At 68.0% G+C, this 19710-nt stretch carries 19 protein-coding genes, 1 other RNA gene and 1 pseudogene; 14 read left to right on the top strand and 7 right to left on the bottom strand.

Going from position 1 to position 19710, the window contains the following annotated elements:
• Window positions 1-264 precede the first annotated feature (264 nt).
• Complete coding sequence (gene hpf, locus CLV67_RS01880) at window positions 265-882, top strand: ribosome hibernation-promoting factor, HPF/YfiA family (protein ID WP_106315367.1); 618 nt, start codon at window positions 265-267, stop codon at window positions 880-882.
• Here the strand turns inward: hpf and CLV67_RS01875 are convergent.
• Window positions 871-1815: a GNAT family N-acetyltransferase gene (locus tag CLV67_RS01875; protein ID WP_239166144.1), complete on the bottom strand. Its 945-nt coding sequence runs from the start codon at window positions 1813-1815 to the stop codon at window positions 871-873. The genes hpf and CLV67_RS01875 overlap by 12 nt on opposite strands.
• 186 nt (window positions 1816-2001) lie before the next feature.
• Here CLV67_RS01875 and secA point away from each other — a divergent pair, with 186 nt between their 5' ends.
• On the top strand, window positions 2002-4902 hold the full coding sequence (gene secA / locus CLV67_RS01870; RefSeq protein ID WP_106315365.1) for a preprotein translocase subunit SecA: 2901 nt from the start codon (window positions 2002-2004) through the stop codon (window positions 4900-4902).
• Between the two features lie 348 nt (window positions 4903-5250).
• On the opposite strand, the gene CLV67_RS01865 is transcribed toward secA, so the two are convergent.
• Both CLV67_RS01865 and CLV67_RS01860 read right to left on the bottom strand, forming a co-directional pair.
• Window positions 5251-5826, bottom strand: coding sequence for an Rv3235 family protein (locus CLV67_RS01865; protein ID WP_106315717.1), 576 nt, complete (start codon window positions 5824-5826; stop codon window positions 5251-5253).
• 125 nt (window positions 5827-5951) lie between these two features.
• The gene (locus CLV67_RS01860; protein WP_106315364.1) at window positions 5952-6182 is read right to left on the bottom strand and encodes a helix-turn-helix transcriptional regulator; all 231 of its coding nucleotides are present in this window, start codon (window positions 6180-6182) and stop codon (window positions 5952-5954) included.
• Between the two features lie 217 nt (window positions 6183-6399).
• Between CLV67_RS01860 and CLV67_RS01855 the strand changes: the two genes are divergently transcribed.
• Window positions 6400-6861, top strand: a complete 462-nt coding sequence (locus CLV67_RS01855; protein ID WP_203736955.1) for a DUF6912 family protein — start codon at window positions 6400-6402, stop codon at window positions 6859-6861.
• Here the strand turns inward: CLV67_RS01855 and CLV67_RS01850 are convergent.
• Window positions 6813-7865, bottom strand: coding sequence for a hypothetical protein (locus tag CLV67_RS01850; RefSeq protein WP_203736948.1), 1053 nt, complete (start codon window positions 7863-7865; stop codon window positions 6813-6815). The genes CLV67_RS01855 and CLV67_RS01850 overlap by 49 nt on opposite strands.
• A gap of 348 nt (window positions 7866-8213) precedes the next feature.
• On the opposite strand from CLV67_RS01850, the gene CLV67_RS01845 reads away from it, so the two are divergent.
• The 8 genes from CLV67_RS01845 to ssrA all read left to right on the top strand — a co-directional run bounded on the left by CLV67_RS01845 (window position 8214) and on the right by ssrA (window position 14719).
• Window positions 8214-8729: a PadR family transcriptional regulator gene (locus CLV67_RS01845; RefSeq protein WP_106315363.1), complete on the top strand. Its 516-nt coding sequence runs from the start codon at window positions 8214-8216 to the stop codon at window positions 8727-8729.
• Window positions 8730-8779: 50 nt separating this feature from the next.
• On the top strand, window positions 8780-9892 hold the full coding sequence (prfB, locus tag CLV67_RS01840; RefSeq protein ID WP_106315362.1) for a peptide chain release factor 2: 1113 nt from the start codon (window positions 8780-8782) through the stop codon (window positions 9890-9892).
• A 141-nt stretch (window positions 9893-10033) separates the two neighbouring features.
• Window positions 10034-10714 carry a cell division ATP-binding protein FtsE gene (gene ftsE, locus CLV67_RS01835; RefSeq protein WP_106315361.1) on the top strand — a complete coding sequence of 227 codons (681 nt, stop codon included), beginning with the start codon at window positions 10034-10036 and terminating at the stop codon, window positions 10712-10714.
• 66 nt (window positions 10715-10780) lie between these two features.
• Complete coding sequence (gene ftsX, locus CLV67_RS01830; RefSeq protein ID WP_106315360.1) at window positions 10781-11656, top strand: permease-like cell division protein FtsX; 876 nt, start codon at window positions 10781-10783, stop codon at window positions 11654-11656.
• A 118-nt stretch (window positions 11657-11774) separates the two neighbouring features.
• Complete coding sequence (locus tag CLV67_RS01825) at window positions 11775-13028, top strand: M23 family metallopeptidase (RefSeq protein ID WP_106315359.1); 1254 nt, start codon at window positions 11775-11777, stop codon at window positions 13026-13028.
• 22 nt (window positions 13029-13050) lie between these two features.
• Window positions 13051-13527, top strand: coding sequence for an SsrA-binding protein SmpB (gene smpB, locus CLV67_RS01820; RefSeq protein WP_106315358.1), 477 nt, complete (start codon window positions 13051-13053; stop codon window positions 13525-13527).
• Between the two features lie 101 nt (window positions 13528-13628).
• Entirely contained in the window at window positions 13629-14312 is a 684-nt protein-coding gene (locus CLV67_RS01815; RefSeq protein WP_106315357.1) for a cellulose binding domain-containing protein, read from the top strand.
• A gap of 25 nt (window positions 14313-14337) precedes the next feature.
• Window positions 14338-14719: a transfer-messenger RNA gene (gene ssrA / locus CLV67_RS01810) on the top strand.
• A gap of 613 nt (window positions 14720-15332) precedes the next feature.
• Here the strand turns inward: ssrA and CLV67_RS54670 are convergent.
• Window positions 15333-16361: pseudogene (locus CLV67_RS54670) on the bottom strand (recombinase family protein); the annotation flags it as partial.
• A 193-nt stretch (window positions 16362-16554) separates the two neighbouring features.
• Window positions 16555-17385 carry a hypothetical protein gene (locus CLV67_RS01790; protein WP_346265164.1) on the bottom strand — a complete coding sequence of 277 codons (831 nt, stop codon included), beginning with the start codon at window positions 17383-17385 and terminating at the stop codon, window positions 16555-16557.
• An 87-nt stretch (window positions 17386-17472) separates the two neighbouring features.
• Between CLV67_RS01790 and CLV67_RS52595 the strand changes: the two genes are divergently transcribed.
• Both CLV67_RS52595 and CLV67_RS01780 read left to right on the top strand, forming a co-directional pair.
• Window positions 17473-17673 (top strand): type II toxin-antitoxin system Phd/YefM family antitoxin, encoded by a 201-nt coding sequence (locus CLV67_RS52595; RefSeq protein WP_203736949.1) that lies wholly within the window; start codon window positions 17473-17475, stop codon window positions 17671-17673.
• On the top strand, window positions 17670-17921 hold the full coding sequence (locus CLV67_RS01780) for a Txe/YoeB family addiction module toxin (RefSeq protein WP_106315355.1): 252 nt from the start codon (window positions 17670-17672) through the stop codon (window positions 17919-17921). Before CLV67_RS52595 ends, CLV67_RS01780 begins: the two co-directional genes overlap by 4 nt.
• Before the next feature lie 177 nt (window positions 17922-18098).
• Here CLV67_RS01780 and CLV67_RS01775 read toward each other — a convergent pair whose 3' ends face one another.
• The gene (locus tag CLV67_RS01775) at window positions 18099-18932 is read right to left on the bottom strand and encodes a PHP domain-containing protein (RefSeq protein ID WP_106315354.1); all 834 of its coding nucleotides are present in this window, start codon (window positions 18930-18932) and stop codon (window positions 18099-18101) included.
• A gap of 180 nt (window positions 18933-19112) precedes the next feature.
• Here CLV67_RS01775 and CLV67_RS54665 point away from each other — a divergent pair, with 180 nt between their 5' ends.
• Window positions 19113-19595 carry a histidine phosphatase family protein gene (locus CLV67_RS54665; RefSeq protein ID WP_106315353.1) on the top strand — a complete coding sequence of 161 codons (483 nt, stop codon included), beginning with the start codon at window positions 19113-19115 and terminating at the stop codon, window positions 19593-19595.
• The last annotated feature ends 115 nt before the right edge of the window (window positions 19596-19710 follow it).

Below are 19710 nucleotides of genomic sequence, written 5' to 3'. Positions count from 1 at the left end.
GGTCCGCCGATAGGGCCGAAGGTCAGCCTTCCGGTATCCCGAACGAGGGGTGACTGGCGGGCATAGGCGGGTTAGCGTCTAGGTGACGAGGGTAAGCGCGCAGGCTTATCCGCCGCCGGGAGCATTCCGCCTCACCGGAAAGGAGTCGTCTCACTCCCATAGACCGCATCCGGTAGTTGATCTTGATGCGGCGTTTTCACCCAGGTAGCCCGGCCGCGCCGCGAATCGGCGTCCGGAAGCGCACATCGTTGGGGGAGGTCACGAGTGGACATTGTCGTCAAGGGCCGCAACGTAGAGGTTCCCGACCACTATCGAGAGCATGTCGCCGACAAGCTGAGCAAGGTCGAGCGTTACGACCAGAAGCTGATGAGGGCGGACGTGGAGCTCTTCCACGAACGCAACCCGCGACAGTCCGACACCTGCCAGCGTGTCGAGATCACGGTCATGACCAAGGGGCCGGTGGTACGCGCCGAGGCCCAGGCACAGGATTTCTACGCAGCCCTGGACTGCGCCATCAACAAACTGGACGCCCGGCTGCGCCGCTCCGCCGACCGGCGCCGAGTGCACCGCGGACGGCACGCGCCGGTCTCCGTCGCCGCAGCCACCGCGAATCTCCCCACCGATCTGACGCACGGTCGGACAGCCACGCTGACCGAACCGGCCCTCGACACCGAGCCGACCGAGCACGACGAGGACCAGCCGTGGCGCATCGTGCGGGAGAAGGAGCACTCGGCCGAGCCGATGACCGTCGACGACGCTCTCTTCCAGATGGAGCTCGTCGGCCACGACTTCTACCTGTTCCATGACAAGGAGAGCGGCCGGCCCAGCGTGGTCTATCGCCGTCGTGGCTACGACTACGGCATTCTCAGCCTAGGCATGTGAGTCGGTCTCCCAGCCGGAGGCCTGCGCGAGCAGGTCTTCGGCGAGGAGCACGAACTGCACGTCGTCGAGGCGTCTGCCGGCCGGGCCGGGAAGCCGCGATTTGAGGTACGCCTCGCGTGTGAAGCCCGCGCTCTCCAACACTCGCTGCGAGCCGACATTGGTCGGAAGGGTGCCGGCGATCAGGCGGGCGATGCCCGTCTCGGCGAAGACCCAGAGGGCGAGCAGCTGCGCGGCGCGCGAGGTGAAACCCCTTTTACGGTACGCCGGGAGCATGCTGTACCCGATCATCGCCTGACCGGTGGGCGGCTCCTGGTAGTACAGATCGATCTCACCGGCGCGTTCCCCGGACGCGGTCTCGACGATGACCAGGTCGGCCCGGTTGCCGGCCAGCCAGTGCGCCTCCGCCCGGACACAGCGGCGGTGTATTTCGACGGCCTGTTTCGGCTCGGGTGGCACGGAGGTGGCGATCACGTCCGGCACGTTGTGCAGCTCGGTGTAGAAGTCGACGTCCTGCGCGCCGAGCGGGCGCAGCGTGATCACCCCGTCCGACAGCTCGCCGCCGGGCAGATCCGGCAGCAGCCGCAGAGACGGCCCCTCCGGGTCGCCCGACAGACGGGAGTAGACGAGCAACTCCGGGTCGCCCCGGCGCACGCCTTCGCGGGTGAAACCGGCCGACAGCGCGACCCGCTGGGCGGCCGGCACGTCCCACGGGACCAGCAGCTCGAGCCGCTCCAGGCCGCCCGCCAGGGCGGACCGGCTGAACTCGCGGACCGCGGCGGTGGCCACACCGCGTCGCCGGGCCCACGGCTCCACCCGGAACTCGAGCCGCTCGCCGGTCAGTGTGAGGCCGCCGAGAACGGCGCCGGTCTCGTCGACGATGGTGCGGGAGCCGGGACCCGCGTCCTCGAGCCGGATTTCGGGTTTCTGATCCACACGGCCATCCTCGCCGGGACGCGCCCGGCCGCCAAACAGGTTTCGAACGCGGCGAAGCGCTGCGCTCTCAGCGAATTTTGCGGTGCCTTTCGCTCTGTTTGCGAGTTTCACCGGAGGCCAGGGTCACAGGTGCCGGGGGGAGGTGCCTACGATGGTTCGGCAGACTGTCTAGGGGAGCGTTGACCCGTGTCGATTTTGGAAAAGATCCTCCGCGCCGGCGAAGGCCGCATGGTGCGACGCCTGAAGGCGATCGCGGACGCGGTCAACTCGATCGAGGACGACTACGTCGACCTGACCGATGACGAGTTGCGCGAGTGCACCCAGCAGTTCAAGGAACGCTACGAGGAGGGCGAGACTCTCGACTCGCTGCTCCCCGAGGCCTTCGCGGTGGCTCGCGAGGGCGCGAAGCGGGTCCTCGGCCAGCGGGCGTACGACGTTCAGCTGATGGGTGGTGCCGCCCTGCACTTCGGCAACATCCCGGAGATGAAGACCGGTGAGGGCAAGACCCTGACCGGTGTGTTCCCGGCCTACCTCAACGCGTTGAGCGGCAAGGGCGTGCACATCATCACGGTCAACGACTACCTCGCCCAGCGTGACGCGGAGTGGGTCGGCCGGGTGCACGTGTTCCTCGGCCTGACCGTCGGCGTGATCCTGCCGAACCGGCCGGCCGCCGAGCACCGCGCCGCGTATCAGTGCGACATCACGTACGGGACGAACAACGAGTTCGGCTTCGACTACCTGCGCGACAACATGGCCTGGTCGAAGACCGAGCTGGTGCAGCGCGGGCACAACTTCGCGATCGTCGACGAGGTGGACTCGATCCTCATCGACGAGGCGCGGACCCCGCTGATCATCTCCGGCCCGGCCGAGCACTCCCAGCGGTGGTATGGCGAGTTCGCCCAGATCGTGGCCCGCCTGCAGCCCGGCAAGGACGGCGAGGGCGACTACGAGGTCGACGTCGCCAAGCGGACCATCGCGGTCACCGAGCGCGGCGTCGGCAAGGTCGAGGACCGGATCGGCATCGACAACCTGTACGAGTCGGTGAACACCCCGCTGGTCGGCTACCTGAACAACGCCATCAAGGCCAAGGAGCTGTACAAGCGCGACAAGGACTACATCGTCAGCCCCGAGGGCGAGGTCCTGATCGTCGACGAGTTCACCGGCCGCATCCTGCACGGCCGCCGGTACAACGAGGGCATGCACCAGGCCATCGAGGCGAAGGAGGGGGTGGAGGTCAAGCAGGAGAACCAGACCCTGGCGACCGTCACCCTGCAGAACTACTTCCGCCTCTACGAGAAGCTCGGCGGCATGACCGGTACCGCGCAGACCGAGGCCGGCGAGTTCAACAGCGTCTACAAGGTCGGCGTCGTGAGCATCCCGACGCACCGCCCGATGATCCGGATCGACCACCCGGACGTCATCTACAAGACCGAGCAGGCCAAGTTCAACGCCGTCATCGAGGACATCGCCGAGCGGCACGCGACCGGCCAGCCGGTCCTCGTCGGCACGGTCTCGGTGGAGAACTCGGAGATCCTCTCCACGCTGCTGCGCCGTCGTGGCATCCCGCACAGCGTGCTGAACGCGAAGTTCCACGCGCAGGAGGCGACGATCATCGCCCAGGCCGGCCGGAAGGGTGCGGTCACCGTCGCGACCAACATGGCCGGTCGTGGCACCGACATCCTGCTCGGCGGCAACCCGGACTTCACCGCCGCGGCCGAGCTGCACCAGCGCGGCCTCGACCCGGTCGAGAGCCCGGAGGAGTACGCGAAGGCTCTCGAGGAGATCCTCCCGCAGGTCAAGGAGGCCACCGAGCAGGAGGCCGCCGAGGTCACGGCCGCCGGTGGTCTCTACGTGCTCGGCACCGAGCGGCACGACTCCCGCCGCATCGACAACCAGCTCCGCGGCCGCTCCGGCCGGCAGGGCGACCCGGGTGAGTCCCGGTTCTACCTGTCGCTGCAGGACGACCTGATGAAGCGGTTCCGGGCGGGCGCCGTCGAGGCCGTCATGGAGCGGTTCAACATCCCCGAGGACGTTCCCATCGAGTCAAAGATGGTGAGCAAGCAGATCCGCAACGCGCAGACCCAGATCGAGGCGCAGAACGCGGAGATCCGCAAGAACGTCCTCAAGTACGACGAGGTCATGAACAAGCAGCGGCAGGTCGTCTACGCCGAGCGCAAGCGCGTGCTCGACGGCGAGGACATGCACGACCAGATCACCAGCATGATCGACGACGTGGTGGCCGACTACGTGCAGGCCGCGACCGCCGACGGCTTCGCCGAGGACTGGGACCTCGACGACCTGTGGACCAACCTCAAGCGCCTCTTCCCGCTGACCCTCACCATCGACGACATCGTCGAGGAGTCCGGCGGTGAGCGGAACTCGGTGGACCAGGAGTTCCTGCTGGAGCAGCTGAAGCAGGACGCGCAGGCCGCCTACCAGGCCCGTGAGGAGGAGCTCGGCGCCGAGGCGCTGCGTGAGCTGGAGCGTCAGGTTCTGCTGTCGGTCATCGACCGCAAATGGCGTGAGCACCTCTACGAGATGGACTACCTCCAGGAGGGCATCTCCCTGCGGGCCTACGCGCAGCGCGACCCGGTGGTCGAGTACCAGCGCGAGGGCTTCGACATGTTCAACCAGATGATGGAGGGCATCAAGGAGGAGGCCGTCGGTCTCGTCTTCAACCTGGAGGTCCAGGTCGAGGAGGCGCCCACCGTCACGCTGGACCCGAGCCAGGCCTTCGAGCTGCCCAAGGTCGGCGAGGTGCCGGACGACGAGCCGGAGCGCGTCGAGGTGCACGCCAAGGGCCTCAACACGCCGAGCCGCCCGCAGAACCTGCAGTACACCGCCCCGACCATCGACGGTGAGGCCGGCAGCGGCGGCCCGCAGGTCCAGCAGCAGGGTTCGGCGCCGGTCGCGATCGGCCCGGGCGGCTCGCCCATCCCGGCGAACCCGGCCCACACCGGTGCCGGCTCCCGGTCGAACCGGTCCGCCGGTCAGTCGGAGTCGAACGGCCCGTCGCGTAACGCGCCGTGCTACTGCGGCTCGGGCAAGAAGTACAAGCGCTGCCACGGAGCACCTGGGGCGGTCTGATCCCCTCTCTCGTCACGGCCCGCGCGGCCCGGCTCCGGCCGGATCGCGCGGGCCGTTTCGTTCCCGGGGCGCGGGGCCTTGTCGGGGCCGCGGGGCCTTGTCCGGGCCGCGGGGCCTTGTCCGGGCCGCGGGTCTCTTTCCGGGCCGCGGGGCCTTGTCCGGGCCGCGGGTCCCTTTTCGGGCCGCGGGTCTCTTTCCGGGCCCCGGGTCTCTTTCCGGGCCGGGTCTCTTGTCTGGGCTGCGGCGGGCCTGGGCTACGGCGAACGCGGCCACGCGGCCCAGGCCGCCGCTCAGTGATTGTGCCCGGGACGGCCGCCGCCTGGTTCGCTGCCGGCCGCCCCGGGAGTCTCAGATGATCAGCAGCGCCGTGGCGGCCCAGGTCTGCTGGTGCAGCTCCAGCCGGAACGCCATGGCCCACGTCCGGTCACCGGTGACAAGGGTGACCGCCACCTCCACAGCGCCGGATCGGGGCTCGCAGATCTTCACGCCGATCACGCCGACCGGGGTGGGCCGGCGCTGGTGACGAGCACCGGCCCGGCTCATGCCGCCACGGAGGGAGGCGGCTCGGCGCGCCCCCGCGAGCCCTTGGGTCACCACTTCGGCCGCTCCGGCGGGCAGCGCCATCCGGCGGAGGTGGGCGGCGGGCCGGAATCCGTTGAGGACCTCGACGCAGAGACGCACGAATCGCCGGACCGCCAGTTTCGCGTCACCGGAGGCCCCGGCGACGACGGGTGACGCGGTCGCCGGTGGCTCCGGCGGCTCCCGCCCCTCGTCGGCCGGCCAGTTCAGAGCGAGCTGCCGGGACGTCGTGGCCCAGGGCTGTGACGTCGTCTCGTCGTCGTAGGGGGGTTCGAACCGGGGAACCGGGCGCAGGCGGATCGCCGCCCGGGGCCCGGTGGGTGCGGCCTCGAGGGTCGAGCGCATCGCCACCGCCAATCCTTGCGTTTGCCTACGTTTGCTTCCGATAGCTTCGAGTCTGGCTCAGCGTCGGACGAGGCGACAAGCGGTGGTCATCGATCCGGGAAGAGGCGCAAAAGCCGCCGACCCGGTCAATCCGTCTCGCGGTCCGACAGCGGGTTGTCGCGAACCCAGGCCGCGGTCTCCGCATACTTGCCCGCGATGTATTCCTCCAGCTTGGCGCGCTCCACACGCCACTGACCACGGCCGCCGATCTTGATTGCCGGCAGCTCGCCGCCGCGGACCATGTGATAGACCTGCGAGTCGGACACGTTGAGCTCGGCCGCCACGTCGGACAGCAGCAGGAAGCGGGGCTCCGGCACGACACCCTCCTATCGACAGCCTCAGTTTGCCACCGTTTACTGTGGCATGCTTGCGCCGGGCTCGTCGCCGCCACGATCCGGAGACGCCCGGTGGAACGGTGCGTTCCCCGGCCGCGATGACGGTGTACTGTCCGGGACCGCAGAACGTGCCGTGTGCAGGAGGAAAGACGTGCCGATCACCGATCTGGTCCGGGTTTACGTGCCGGCCACGCTGCCGATGCTCGCTTCGCTGCGGGCCGACGGACGGCTCGGCGATCAGGCGGCGATCGCGCACGCGGTGACGCCGGCGCTCCGCGAGTGGTACGCGGAGGGCGACGAGGAGGAGCTCGAGTACGTCGCCTTCACCCGTGCCGCCCAGGGCGCCCTGCAGCTGCTCCGCCACGACCCGGCCGCGCCGCGCCGCCGGGTGGTGCTCTCGGCCGACGTGCCGGCCGCGAGCCTGGTCCGCGAGGACACCGAGCTCGGATCGAGCACCGTCCGGTTACCGCAGGCGGTCGGCCTGGCCGAGCTGGCCAGCATCCACGTCGACGGCGCCGAGGCCGAGGAGTCGGTCGCGGCCGCCGCCGAGGTGGTCGAGGAGGCTCTGGCGGGCGACCCGGACGCGCAGTTCACCGTCGACGGCGCCGAGGATCACGAGTTGGAGTGGTACGCCGTCTCCGAGCTGGACGAACTGCTCTGAGGCTCCTCTTCGGCCTCGGGCTTCGCAGCTTCGGGCTTCGCGGCTTCGGGCTTCGCAGCTTGGGGCTTCGCAGCTTGGGGCTTCGCAGCTTGGGGCTTGGCGGCCTCGGGCTCGGCTGAATCCGCGGCCGGGCCGAGTGTCCGGCCCACCGCGACGATCGCGGTCAGAGCGCCGGCGAAGACGACGATCAGCGCGTTGTTGAGGCGCGCCGTGCTGAGCAGCTCCTGGACCGTCTTCTCCAGCTCGCTCACCTTGCCGGCCAGCTCCAGCACCTCCGCGCCGGCGGTGCGCGACAGCAGCTCGCCGATCACGAGCAGCAGGCCGGGGCCGGCTCCGGCGAGTGCGTACATCGGCCAGCGGACACCCTCGCCGGCCCGCCGCAGCAGCAGGTAGGAGATGATCCCGGCCGCCAGTCCGCTGAGGGCGGCCTGGCTGTACGAGAACCACTGCGCCGCGTTGGCGGACGACTCGGTGTCGCCGGCCCCGAAAGCGTCGAGCACCGGTTCCTGGAACAGGTTGAGCACGAATCCGATGAGGAAGACCCCGACCGACGCCGCAGCCACGGCCGCGACGACCCGGGGGATCCGCAGCCCCGCGAGTGCGCCGCCGATGGTCGCCGCCGCAGCGAGGGTGCCACCGACCGCCGCGTAGATCGTGCCGAGCGTGTTGATCGTGAAGATCGGAATCGCGGCGGCCAGGCCGACGAGCAGACCGGAGCCGGTGGCCACGGCGAAGCGGACGGTCGGGCCGAGCGGCCGTCGGCCGCTGACAAGCGTGAGCACGAGCAGCGCCACGGCCGCGCCGGCGACCAGGACGGCCGAGACGGCACCGGGCAGTGCGTACGCCGTGGAGGTCACCTCCATCGCCGCGTCCGCCCGGCTGGTGATGCTGGCCCGGGCCGACCACAGCATCGCGGCGGTCCAGGCGACGGATGCCACCGCGATCAGCGCCACGGTGAGCCGGGACTCCTCGACGATCTCCGGGGCGGTCTGGCGGTCACTCATGGGGCTCAGGGTAACCGCCCGGCCCGTACGCACCCGCCTGGCCGTCCCGTGAGGAGCCCCGCGGGACGACGCCATTTGCACACGCCGTGAGTGGTGGGGCGGAAGGCAACGAATGTCTGGTTTCGCACGGCGAATCGCGGGTTTTCGCGCATTTCCTGCCCGCAACGTGTTGTCTGACCGTTTGCCTGCGCCATATTACCTGGTCAACGCGGTTTACAACGGCGAAACGCCCGAAGCGCACCCTCGTTGTCGGACTGTCTGTGCGGGACAGTCGTTTGTGGAGGCGCAAACTGGACGGATCGGGCTAAATCCTGGACGGCGGCGCGACAAAGTGGCAGCTTATTAGGCATGCCCGACTTCCAAATCAATCCGACGGCGGCTGCCCTTCTCGGCCTCCTCCATGAGGGGGCTATGACCGGCGGTCAGCTGATGGCGGCTGCCGAACGCCGCCTCGGGCCCTACTGGTCGATGACGCGGAGCCAGGTCTACCGCGAACTACCCGTACTCGCCGAAATGGGGTACGTCCGCCTCGGAAAGCCGGGCCCTCGATCCAGTCAGCCCTACGCCATCACCGCGTCCGGGAAACGTGCCTTCACCCGCTGGCTCGCCGAGAGCCCGGGCCGGGACGCGCTGCGCAACCCGGTCGCTCTCCGGGTCGCCTTCGGCCAGCAGCATTCCGGGGAGCAGTTGCAGTCGCTCTACTCGAACGCCAACCAGTACCACGCTGAGGCCATGGCGATGGCGAAGGAGCAGGCCAAGGAGGCGAAGAAGAACGGTGACCCGTTCGGCGCGGCGGCGCTGGAGTTCGCGGTCGCCTATCACAAGGCCGCTCTCAGCTGGCTCAAGGCAGTTCCCACGAGTTGAACGGACCGCCCCGGCCAGCAATCTGGCCGGGCGGCGTAGTCTTGATTGTCGTGAGCGCTGCCGATTTTCCCGAGCAACTGAAGTCCCTCGACGCGACCCTGCGCAACATCGAGAACGTCCTGGACGTCGACAAGCTGCGCCGGGACAAGTCGGACCTCGAGGAGCAGGCCTCCGCGCCGGACCTCTGGGACGACCAGGCCCGTGCCCAGGAAGTGAACAGCCGCCTGGCGTACGTCTCCGGAGAGATCTCCAAGCTGGAGCGCCTGCGCTCCCGCCTCGACGACGCCGGCATCCTGCTCGAGATGGCCGAGGCCGAGGGTGACGCCGACTCGGTCGCCGAGGTGGGCGAGGAGCTGGTCACCCTGGCCAAGGCGGTCGAGGAGATGGAGGTCCGCACCCTCCTCTCCGGGGAGTACGACTCCCGCGAGGCCCTGGTCGCGATCCGTGCGGGAGCCGGCGGCGTGGACGCGGCCGACTTCGCCGAGATGCTGATGCGGATGTATCTGCGGTGGGCCGAGCGGCACGGCTACCCGACCGAGGTCTACGACACGTCGTATGCGGAGGAGGCCGGCCTCAAGTCGGCGACCTTCACGGTCAAGGTGCCGTACGCCTACGGCACCCTCGGCGTCGAGTCCGGCACCCACCGCCTGGTGCGGATCAGCCCGTTCGACAACCAGGGCCGCCGGCAGACCAGCTTCGCCAGTGTCGAGGTGATGCCCGTGGTCGAGCAGACCGACAGCATCGAAATCCCCGAGAACGAGATCCGTACCGACGTCTACCGCTCGTCGGGTCCCGGTGGGCAGAGCGTCAACACCACCGACTCGGCGGTCCGGCTGACCCACATCCCGACCGGCATCGTGGCCTCGTGTCAGAACGAGAAGTCGCAGCTGCAGAACAAGGCGGCCGCCCTGCGCGTCCTCCAGGCCCGGCTCCTGGAGCGCAAACGCCAGGAGGAGCAGGCCAAGATGAATGATCTGCGGCAGGACACCACCGGATCGTGGGGCGACCAGATGCGTTCGTACGTCCTCCACCCGTACCAGATGGTGAAGGATTTGCGCACTGAGTTCGAGACCGGTAACCCTTCGTCGGTCTTCGACGGCGATGTGGACGGGTTCATCGAGGCGGGTATCCGTTGGCGCAAGCAGAATCAGGTTGCCTCCTGACGCGAGCGGTGACCGAGCGCAACCTTGCCTGAACGGTAAGTCAGGCGGGGTTGCGCACGTATGTACCGTTACTGCAGGTCGTGAATATTCCCGACCCCGGCGGGGTTGGCGATTTCGTTACACCGCGTAGACTCCAGTCCCGTGATTCAGCTCGAGAACGTGACGAAGACGTATCCGAAGGCGTCTCGGCCGTCGTTGGACAATGTCAGCGTCGGGATCGAGAAGGGTGAGTTCGTCTTCTTCATCGGCCCCTCCGGTTCAGGTAAGTCGACGATCATCAAGCTGCTGCTCCACGAGGTCTCCCCGACCCGTGGCAAGGTGGTGGTGAACGCCAAGGATGTGACCACTCTGCGGTCGTGGAAGGTTCCGCACTTCCGCCGCTCGATCGGCTGCGTGTTCCAGGACTTCCGGCTCCTGCCGAACCGGACCGCGTACGAGAACGTCGCCTTCGCCCTCGAGGTGATCGGCAAGACCAAGGCCGTCGCCCGTCGCGTCGTGCCCGAGGTTCTCGAGCTGGTCGGCCTCGGCGGCAAGGAGCACCGCTACCCGCACGAGCTCTCCGGTGGTGAGCAGCAGCGTGTCGCGGTGGCCCGGGCGTTCGTGAACCGTCCGCTGATCCTGCTGGCTGACGAGCCCACAGGTAACCTCGACCCGGACACCTCGATCGAGATCATGCGCCTGCTGGACCGGATCAACCGGACCGGCACCACGGTCGTGATGGTCACGCACGACTCCAACATCGTCAACCAGATGCGCCGCCGGGTCATCGAGATCGAGAGCGGACGGATCGTCCGGGACCAGGCGCGCGGTGTCTACGGTTAGGCCCGGCTCCGCCCTCGTAAAGAAAGCTGAAGCTGTGACACGCGGAGTCCTGGAAGGATCCCCCCGATGCGCGTGAAGTACGTACTCAACGAGGTCCTCGTGGGCCTGTGGCGAAACGTCACCATGACGATCGCCATGATCATCACGATGTCGGTCTCGTTGACCATGCTGGGTGCCAGCGTGCTTCTCTACATGCAGGTCGACCTGATGAAGGAGGCCTACTACGGGAACATCCAGGTCTCGATCTTCTTGAACGACGGCATCACCGACGGTGAGAAACAGGCCATCGATCAGGCGATCACCAACAGCAGCCTGGTCGCCGACAAGGCCTTCGAGACCAAGGAGGACGCTCTCAAGCGCTTCCAGACGCTCTGGGCCGACTCGCCGGACTTCGTGAACGCGATCAACGCGGAGAGCCTGCCGGAGTCGTACCGGGTTCGCCTCAAGAACCCGGAGAACTACGAGTCGTTCGCCAAGGAGATCGAGAAGCTGCCGGGCATCAAGCAGATCATCGATCAGAGCGACATCCTCGAAGAGGTCTTCGACATCTTCAACTCGATCCAGCTGGCATCGCTGATCGTGGCGGGCTTCATGGCGGTGGCCGCCTTGCTCCTGGTGGGTAACACCATCCAGGTCGCCGCTTACAGCAAACGACGAGAAGTCGCGGTCATGAAACTCGTCGGCGCGTCCAACTGGTTCATCCAGGCGCCGTTCGTGCTCGAGGCGGTGGTCGCCGGTCTGATCGGCGCGATCCTGGGCTTCGTGGCGCTCTTCATCTCCAAGATCGTGCTGCTGGACGGCAAGCTCCAGGCGCTCGCCACCATCCTCACACCGATCCCGAACGGCAATGTGGTCCTCATGCTGCCGTTGCTGGCCGGCGTCGGGGCGCTGGTCAGTGCGGTCACCGCCTGGGTCACCCTGCGCTTCTACCTGAAGGTCTGACGCGGGCGCGCCTCAGCCGACCCGATCGTGAGTACGCCGATGGCCGCAACCCGGACAGGGTTGCGGCCATCGGGCGATTTGGGGCTTTGCGGACGATTGGTCGCGGTAGCGTGGCCCGGTGAGGTATCGCCGACTTGATCGCCTGATCGCCGCCTGCCTCTGTCTCCTCGGGATCGTGGCGATGGCGGGCATCGTCCTGACCGGACCCCGGCCCGCCTCGGCCACGGATCGCAACGACGAGGCCTCGCGTGCCGTCCGCCGCGCCGAGGCCCTTCTGGAGAACGCGAGCGCCGCCGCCCGTACCGCCGCGACCAACCTGGCCCGGGCCACCGCCGCACTCCCGGCAGCGCAGAACCGGGTGGCCACCACCCGCGGCGTGGTCGTCGCCACCCGGGTACAGGCCGACCTCGCCCGGCGCAACGCGGACGCCACCCGCGGCGAGTACCAGCGGGTCGCCGACAACTACACGGCCGCGGCCGGCCGGCTCGACGAGGCCCGCGAGAGGGTCGACGAGATCGCCAGCACCAGCTACATGGGCAGCCGGCTCACCAGGTTCAACCTGCTGGCCCGGGCCTCCGGGCCACAGGACCTGATGGACCGTCTCGGGATCGTCGAACACATCGTGAGCCGGGAGCAGGAGGAGGTCCGTACCCTCTTCGCCGCCCGCAGGGAGGCCCGCATCGCGCAGGACCGGGCCGGCGCCGCGAAACGCGCCGCGGAGACCGCCGAGCGCGCCGCCGTCGACAAGCTCCGCGCCGCGCAGTCCGCCCAGGCCGCCGCGATCCGCGCCCGGCACAAGCTCGACGACCTGGTGATCGCCCGGCAGGCCGCGCTACGGGCCGCCGAAGCACAGCGTTCCACCGTTCTGGCTCAATACCGGGCTGCGGTACGCAACGAGCAGCGCACCAGGTCGGCGATGCGCGGATGGGAGAACCGGGGTGGCGTCGGGAGCCGATATCCCGGCGGCAACCTCCTCATGCCGGTACGCGGGTGGAAGAGCAGTGACTACGGCAGTCGGTTCGACCCGTACTACCGGGTCTGGCAGTTACACGCCGGTACCGACTTCGCGGCCGGATCAGGCAGTCCCATCCGGGCCGCCGCATCCGGACGGGTCATCCAGGCCGGCTGGAACGGTGGTTACGGCCGGTACACGTGCATCAACCACGGCCGGCTCAGCGGAAGCGGATTCACGACCTGCTACGCCCACCAGTCCCGGATCCACGTGCACGTCGGCGAGTACGTCCGGCGGGGCGAGGTGATCGGCCGGGTCGGCAGCACCGGCGCCTCCACCGGGGCACACCTGCACTTCGAGACGCGGTTCGGCGGCGTACCCAGGAATCCCTTGAATTACCTGCCCGGTTGTCTCTGCTGATCCGCGGGTAGTCTTCTCCCTCATGCCACGTGAACAGGGTCGCAAGCTGGTCGCCTCCAACCGCAAGGCGTACCACGACTACACCATCCTGGACACCTACGAGGCCGGCATGGTCCTCACCGGCACCGAGGTGAAGTCGCTGCGTGCCGGACGCTCCTCGCTCGTCGACGCGTTCGGTCACGAGCAGAACGGCGAGATCTACCTGCACGGGATGCACATCCCGGAGTACACGCAGGGCACCTGGACCAACCACGAGCCCCGCCGCCCGCGCAAACTCCTGCTGCATCGCGAAGAAATCCACAAGATGCTGGGGAAGCTGCGCGACGACGGCGTCACGCTGGTCCCGCTCTCGGTCTACTTCCAGAACGGGTACGCCAAGGTCGAGATCGGCGTCGCGAAGGGCAAGAAGAGCTACGACAAGAGGCAGGACATGGCCAGCCGGGACGCCCAGCGGGAGATCAACCGGGCAATGGGCCGCCGTGCCAAGGGCATGGACTGACGGGGTATCCTCGCCCGCCAGGTCCCATGATCCGGACCTGACCCGCTGCCGTCGCTCGTCCTGCTGTCGCTCGTCCTGCTGTCGCGAGGGAGAATTACCCGTTGGCGAAGCACGCCTCCCGCCAGTTCATCCTGGCTCGACTCGTCCTCGGCTCCGCCGCCGCGGTGCTCCTCTCCCTCGTCGTCTGGATCGCCGTGGTCGCCGGCGGGTCGGGCACAGCCGGTCAGCCGCTGCTGGTCCAGCCGAGCGCCGCCCTGCAGGCCGCCGGCGAATCGCTGCCCTCCGCCGTGCCGACCACCGAGGCCGCCTCGACGACGCCCTCGCTCACCCCCTCGGCCTCGGTCAGCAGCTCCGCCTCCTCCTCGCCGTCCCCCTCGGCGTCGGTGTCGTCCTCGGCGTCGGGCAGGCCCAAACCTTCAAAGAGCCCCAGCCGTACGCCCAGCAGGTCACCGTCACCCTCGCCGGCCGCGAACACCCTGGCCGTCACCTACTCCACCAGTGCCGTATGGCGCGACGGCTTCATCGCGGCGGTCAGGGTCGTCAACAACGGCCCGGCCGCCCGCGAGTGGACCGTCACCCTGACCTACCCGTCGAACGCCGACGTCGAGGTCCGCGGCGGCTGGAACGCCTCGGTCAGCGCCGGCGGCGGCACGATCACGCTACGAGGCAACTCGCTGGCCGCCGGAGCCTCGATCACCGCCGGTTTCCAGGGCTCGAAGGACGTCGGTGGCGCGGTGAATCCGATCTCGTGCGCCGTCGGTGGCGGCGCCTGTCGGATGAGCTAAGATTGCCAGGCTGTGACACAGACATGGGGGTGACTGGTTTCGACTTCGTACGTGGAGACAGGGGAAGCGAGCCGAGGAAGCCGACGTCGTCTCGAGAATCGGTCGTCGGAAAACTATAAGCGCCAACGATAAGTTTGACGCTGACCAGTACGCTCTCGCCGCCTGAGGCAAGTAGCGTGGTCTGTCGGTCTGGGAGCGCCTCCGTCCCAGCTACCGGCATCAGCTAGGAGGCTGGCCAATGGGTCCCGGTCACGGGGACCCGGCGGCGAGATCAATCAGTGACTGGGCCCGTCATCCGAACTTGCTCACGTGAGTCGGAGGGCCGAGTAGAGGCATAGTGAGCTGCGCTCGGAGAAGCCCTGACAAAGCAACGAAGGACCCGGGTTCGATTCCCGGCACCTCCACGAGAGAGGGCTTACTTGAACCCGCGACAGCGGGGGAGAGTTCGCTCGAAGCGGCGGCACCATCGGTGCCGCCGCTTTCGTTTCTCGCCTCGTTGACCAGCGGCAACACCAGGTCCGACAGTTCGTCGGCCGCGACGTACGGCCCTGCCTCGTCGGCGTCGAAATAGACCTTGGCGAAGAACGCCTGATTGAGTACGCGCCTTCCTTGCTGCTCAGCCCGGCGGTACAGCTCTTGAGGGTCAGCGAGCAGGTCGAGTAGGTAGAGCATCGTCTCGCCGGCCGCATCGAGCCGCGGAGTATCCGAGTCGTCGAGCTGCCGGGCCAACCGGTCCCGTTCGTCGCGGATCTTTCTCAGCCGCGCCCCGATCTTGTCCTGCGGCCAGTCGGGATTGCCGACGAGGTCGAGGAACCGATCCTCCTGGTGGTCGAGTGTCTTGAGCTGATCTTTGATCCGGCTGCGCAGCTCGGCGCTGGTCCCGGCTGACTCGGACAGCACTTCGCCGATACGTGACGTGAGCTGAGCCCGGAGGTCCGCGGGCAGCATGATCGTCGCGTAGTTGTCGACCACGGCGGTCTCGACTCGGGCGACCGGCAGGTAGGGCAGGTCGCAGGCGTGCTGCTGGCGCCCGCGGCAGAAGTAGTAGAAGTGGAGATCGCCGGTGTGGCTCTTGCCCCTCATGATCATCAGGCGACGCTGGCACCGGTGACACCAGACGACGCCCTTGAGGTAGTGGTTGTGGGTGCGCTCGCGAACACCGCCGGCCCGACGGGTCTCCAGCATGTGTTGCACCCGATCAAAGAGCTCCGGCGTGACCAGCGGCTCGTGTCGACCTTGGTACTCGACTCCGCGGTAAGCGACGTACCCGAGGTAGTACCGGTCCCGTAGCAGGTTGCCGAGTGAGTTGAGGGAGATCGGGGTTCCGGCGGGGAAGCGCTTGGTCGGCTTGGTCCGGAGGCCGGCGTCGGTCAGAGCCTCGATCAAGGCGTGGAAGCCGTAGGTGCCGGTGGCGTACAGCTCGAATGCCATCCGAACCAACGGACCGCGGACCGGGTCGACCGCGACCGTGCGGACCTCGCGACCCTCGAACGTCTCTCTCACGTTGAGGTAGCCGATCGGCGCGCGGCCCACCGACCCACCTCGGATGATCTTCTGACCCATCTTGTACGCGATGTCCGCACCCGACGCGCGGGACTGGTACTCGTTGACCCCGTCGAGCACCGTGGCGACCAGGTCGCCGATCGCCGAGTCCTCGGTGTAGTCCATAACCGAGATCAGCGTGGCGCCCGCACTGCGGAGATCCCGCTTGGTGATCGCCGCATCGATGCTGTTCCGGTGCAGCCGGGACCGGGCGTAGACGAGTACGTAGTCGACGTTCTTCTCGGCTTTGAGCCGGGCCATCATCTCCCGGAACACCGGCCGGCCGTCCACGGTCGTCGCGGAGCGGCCGGGCTCGACGAACTCGGCAACGATCTCGGCGCCCAACTCCGCTGCGCGGCGCTGGATTGCCGTGCGCTGTGCGGGCAGCGAGATGCCCTCAGGGTCGTAGTCGGTGTTGACCTGCCCGGCCGACGAGACACGCAGATAGCTGAACGCGCGCTTGTTCGTGCTCGCCGGCCGGTCGTGGTGGCGCTGAGTCTGCGCCATCTCGGGTTCCTCCTCGGTTGATCTCCTCGGCGATCGTGACGAGCACTCGCGCGAGGACTTCAGGATCGATGCGAATCTCACGTACGGGCCGACGTCGCCGCTTCGGGCGGGGCTCGCGTCCATTCATCCGTCCGTCGTCCGTCCGCGCCTGTTGCTGCGCAGACGCGTGCGCGGAGACGGACGTCCGCGCGGACTATCCATCGGACTCGTCCCTTGGCATCCGCCAACGCCCTCGGCGTACCTGCGTGGCGTGAGCTTGGAGTCGGTCGTAGATCCATGTGCGCCTCATTCCAGTCATTCGCATGAGTTCGGGGACGGATAGGCCGTGCTCGGGGGCCTCGTTGAGTGCCGCCCAGAGGACCGATCCGGGGTCGGTCTCATCGACGATCACGCCGTCGTAGGCCTCTTCAGCCAGTGCATCGGCCGACAGGCAGTCCAGGTCCGGGCGATCGGTTGCGTACCGCTCGACGGTGGCCCGGACGTCGTCGTCGGTCACCAGGTAGGCGCGAGCACGACGCGGATGGTTGAAGCCCTCGGCGGAGACGAGGAACTTTCCGGGTGCGTCCAGGTCGTGTGCGTGCCAGCCGGCCGCCACCATGCCCTGACCGAGGATGAGGTCGGTGTCCCGGCGCTCACGGACGCGCAGGCATACCCGCACGTCCATCTGTGAACGGATGGCGCCCCTACCCATGGCCTGCTGGGTCGGACGCTGGGTTGCCGCGAGCAGGGTCTCGGCGACTGCGCGGCCACGACGAGCGATCGAGTCCGCGTACTCGACGGCGGCGGGGGACTGCTCAGCAAGCTCCGCGTACTCGTCCACCACGATGACAAGCGCGGGCGTGCTCTCGGTCGGTATCCAGAGCCGCGACGACGACTCGGCCATCGCGCGGGCACGTGCTTCGAGCACCCGTACCGCGTCCCGCAGCATCGTCTCTGCCTCGGCCGGGGTGGTTGCCAGCCGGGCGAGGCAGGGTGCCCAGGGACCCAGCTCCATGCCGCCCTTGAGGTCGATGCCCCAGAGCACGACGTCGGGGCAGGCGACCAGGTTGCCGATGATGACGTTGAGAATGCCGCTCTTACCGGCACCCGCGATGCCGCCGACCAGGAGGCGGTGGAGATCGTCTCGAAGTCGGGCACTGCCTTCCTCGTGCCCGAAAATCTGTGGCGATCAATGGTGGAAACGCGGTATCTGCTCAGGTCGCCGGCGAACGCCAGGCGACTGATGGATAGCGTGGCCAGGGTGGAGGCCGGTGAATTCGAGCGGCGGGATTTGATCCCCGGTACCGAGGAGCCGGGGCGTCAGGCGTCGTGAACGTCGCCCTCGACAAGACGGGCTGGGAGGACTACACGTCTTGGGCAGGCGAGCCGAAGACGCTTCGTCGGATCAATCGGATGATCGAAGAGGCTTTGCGTGACCCTGGACAGGGGATCGGGAAGCCGGAGCGCCTGACCGAGAACCTCAGTGGCTACTGGTCCCGGCGGATCACTGACGAGCATCGGCTCGTCTACACGGTTCGCGGCGACAATTTGATCATCGTGCAGGCCAGATATCACTACTGATCAAGGTTGCGCGTAGTTGCTCGGTCTGGACCGTCCCGGTTCAAGTAGGCGAGTGCCACCTCCACAGCTGACGGCCCTTGTTCGCGACTGAGTTTGCTGAGGCTCAAGGCGAACCAGGGGCCGTTTCGTTCTCCTGCTCAGGGGGCGAGCCTTGGACCTCCACGTGGTTCTCTTGCGTCAGGCGTACCACCTGTCATACGGGTGGCGGCCTGCGCGGAAGCCCAACGTCTCGACCAATGCGACCGCTTCACCGAAACCGTGGCCGACGAAGGCCGGGTCGTGCGCGTCGCTGCCGAAGGTGATCACCTTGCCTCCCACCTCGCGCCACCATCGGACGATCTCCGGGAACGGCTTGCGGTTGGTGTTGACTTCCAATGCCCGGTCGGTGGACGCGAGCGCTGTCAGCGCGTGCCGGAACTCCTCCTCGAAGTCCACGGGGTTGAAGGGGCCCGCGGACGCCGGCCAGTACCGGCTGACGAAGTCGATGTGGGCGAGGGCCTCGAAGCCGGCGAAGCCGGCCACCAGCCGTGGTATCTCGGTCAGGTAGTCGCGGACCGCATCCGCGGCCGGGCGCTGCGCGAAATGCTCACCCGGCTCGTTGAGTCCTTTGCCCAGCGGAATGGTGTGCACGGAGGCGAGTACACGGTCGAATTGTCCGGCCTGGAGGACCGTGGCGAACCGGTCCCGGTACCAGTGCGGCTCGCCCGCCTCCACCCCGGTAAGGATCAGCAGGTCGGGGAATCTCTCGCGACAGCGCTGGATGCAGGACAGGTAGCCGTCGACGTCGAGTGGTGGCGGGGTCAGTGTCCCGTCCTCGGTGATCAGGCCGGTCACCTTTGCGGGGGCGTCCGGCGCCGGTTCCACGTTGGTCCAGACAGTGAAGTCCAGATGTTCGGTGAAGGCGACGGCCGGTAAACCCAGCCTCAACGCCTGAGCGCAGCTGGCCTCCATGTCGCCGGGCTCGCAGTCCCACGACCAATCGGTGTGCACATGTCCGTCAGCGGGCAGCATGAGACCATTCGAATCGTGTGGGCGCTCTCCCTGCTGTAGCGCGGATCACATCCGTGGTGGCGGGGCGCTGCAGGCGTCGTCTTTGCCTGGCGGCTCGATGAGGGCGGCGACGGGCGCCACGGAATCCGCACGACCCGCAGGGCCGCCTCGACTGATCACTTCGCGATCGGAGGTTCGGCGGTGCACACCGATGTCGTTCTGGTTCGTCATGCCCGGTCCGTGCCGCCGACCGCGGACGGTCCGGACGAGGTCAGCCGGCCGCTGACCACTGAGGGCCTCCAGCAGGCGCTCGACCTGGTCACGCGGTTGACCGAGCCGCGTCCGGCGGCCGTTTGGTCGAGCCCGTACCGGCGCGCGATCCAGACCGTCCGGCCGGCCGCGCAGGCGCTGGGCCTTCCCCTCCGCACCCACGGGGAGCTCCGGGAATGGGACGACGGCAGGATCTGTGCGAGTCCGGTCTGGTCCGACATCAGCTTTAGTGAGCGCCCGGGCCCGCCGTGCCTGGCGAACGACGTGACTCCAAGGATCGGCTGCGGCTCCGGCCCTGGCCCGGCCCTCTGTGACCAGTGCCGCCCGATCATCGCAACCAGGTCATTCGATGGCGGGCGGACGGGAGACGACGGCCGGTCGCGTCGGGTCGGCCACCGCTCGTTCAGATTTTGATCCACGAAGGTGTCCAGCGAGCTTTTGAGGATGGGACCGACGCCCGACGGCCCGTATGCGGGCCACGTGATAGCACCGGGGCTTTCGGGTTCAGATACGGCTGGCGGGCCGGACC

Source organism: Actinoplanes italicus, from assembly GCF_003001815.1.
Taxonomy (GTDB): Bacteria; Actinomycetota; Actinomycetes; order Mycobacteriales; family Micromonosporaceae; genus Actinoplanes; species Actinoplanes italicus.
The sequence above is the reverse complement of the archived record's forward strand: the minus strand, read 5'-3'. Positions and strand labels throughout refer to the sequence as shown.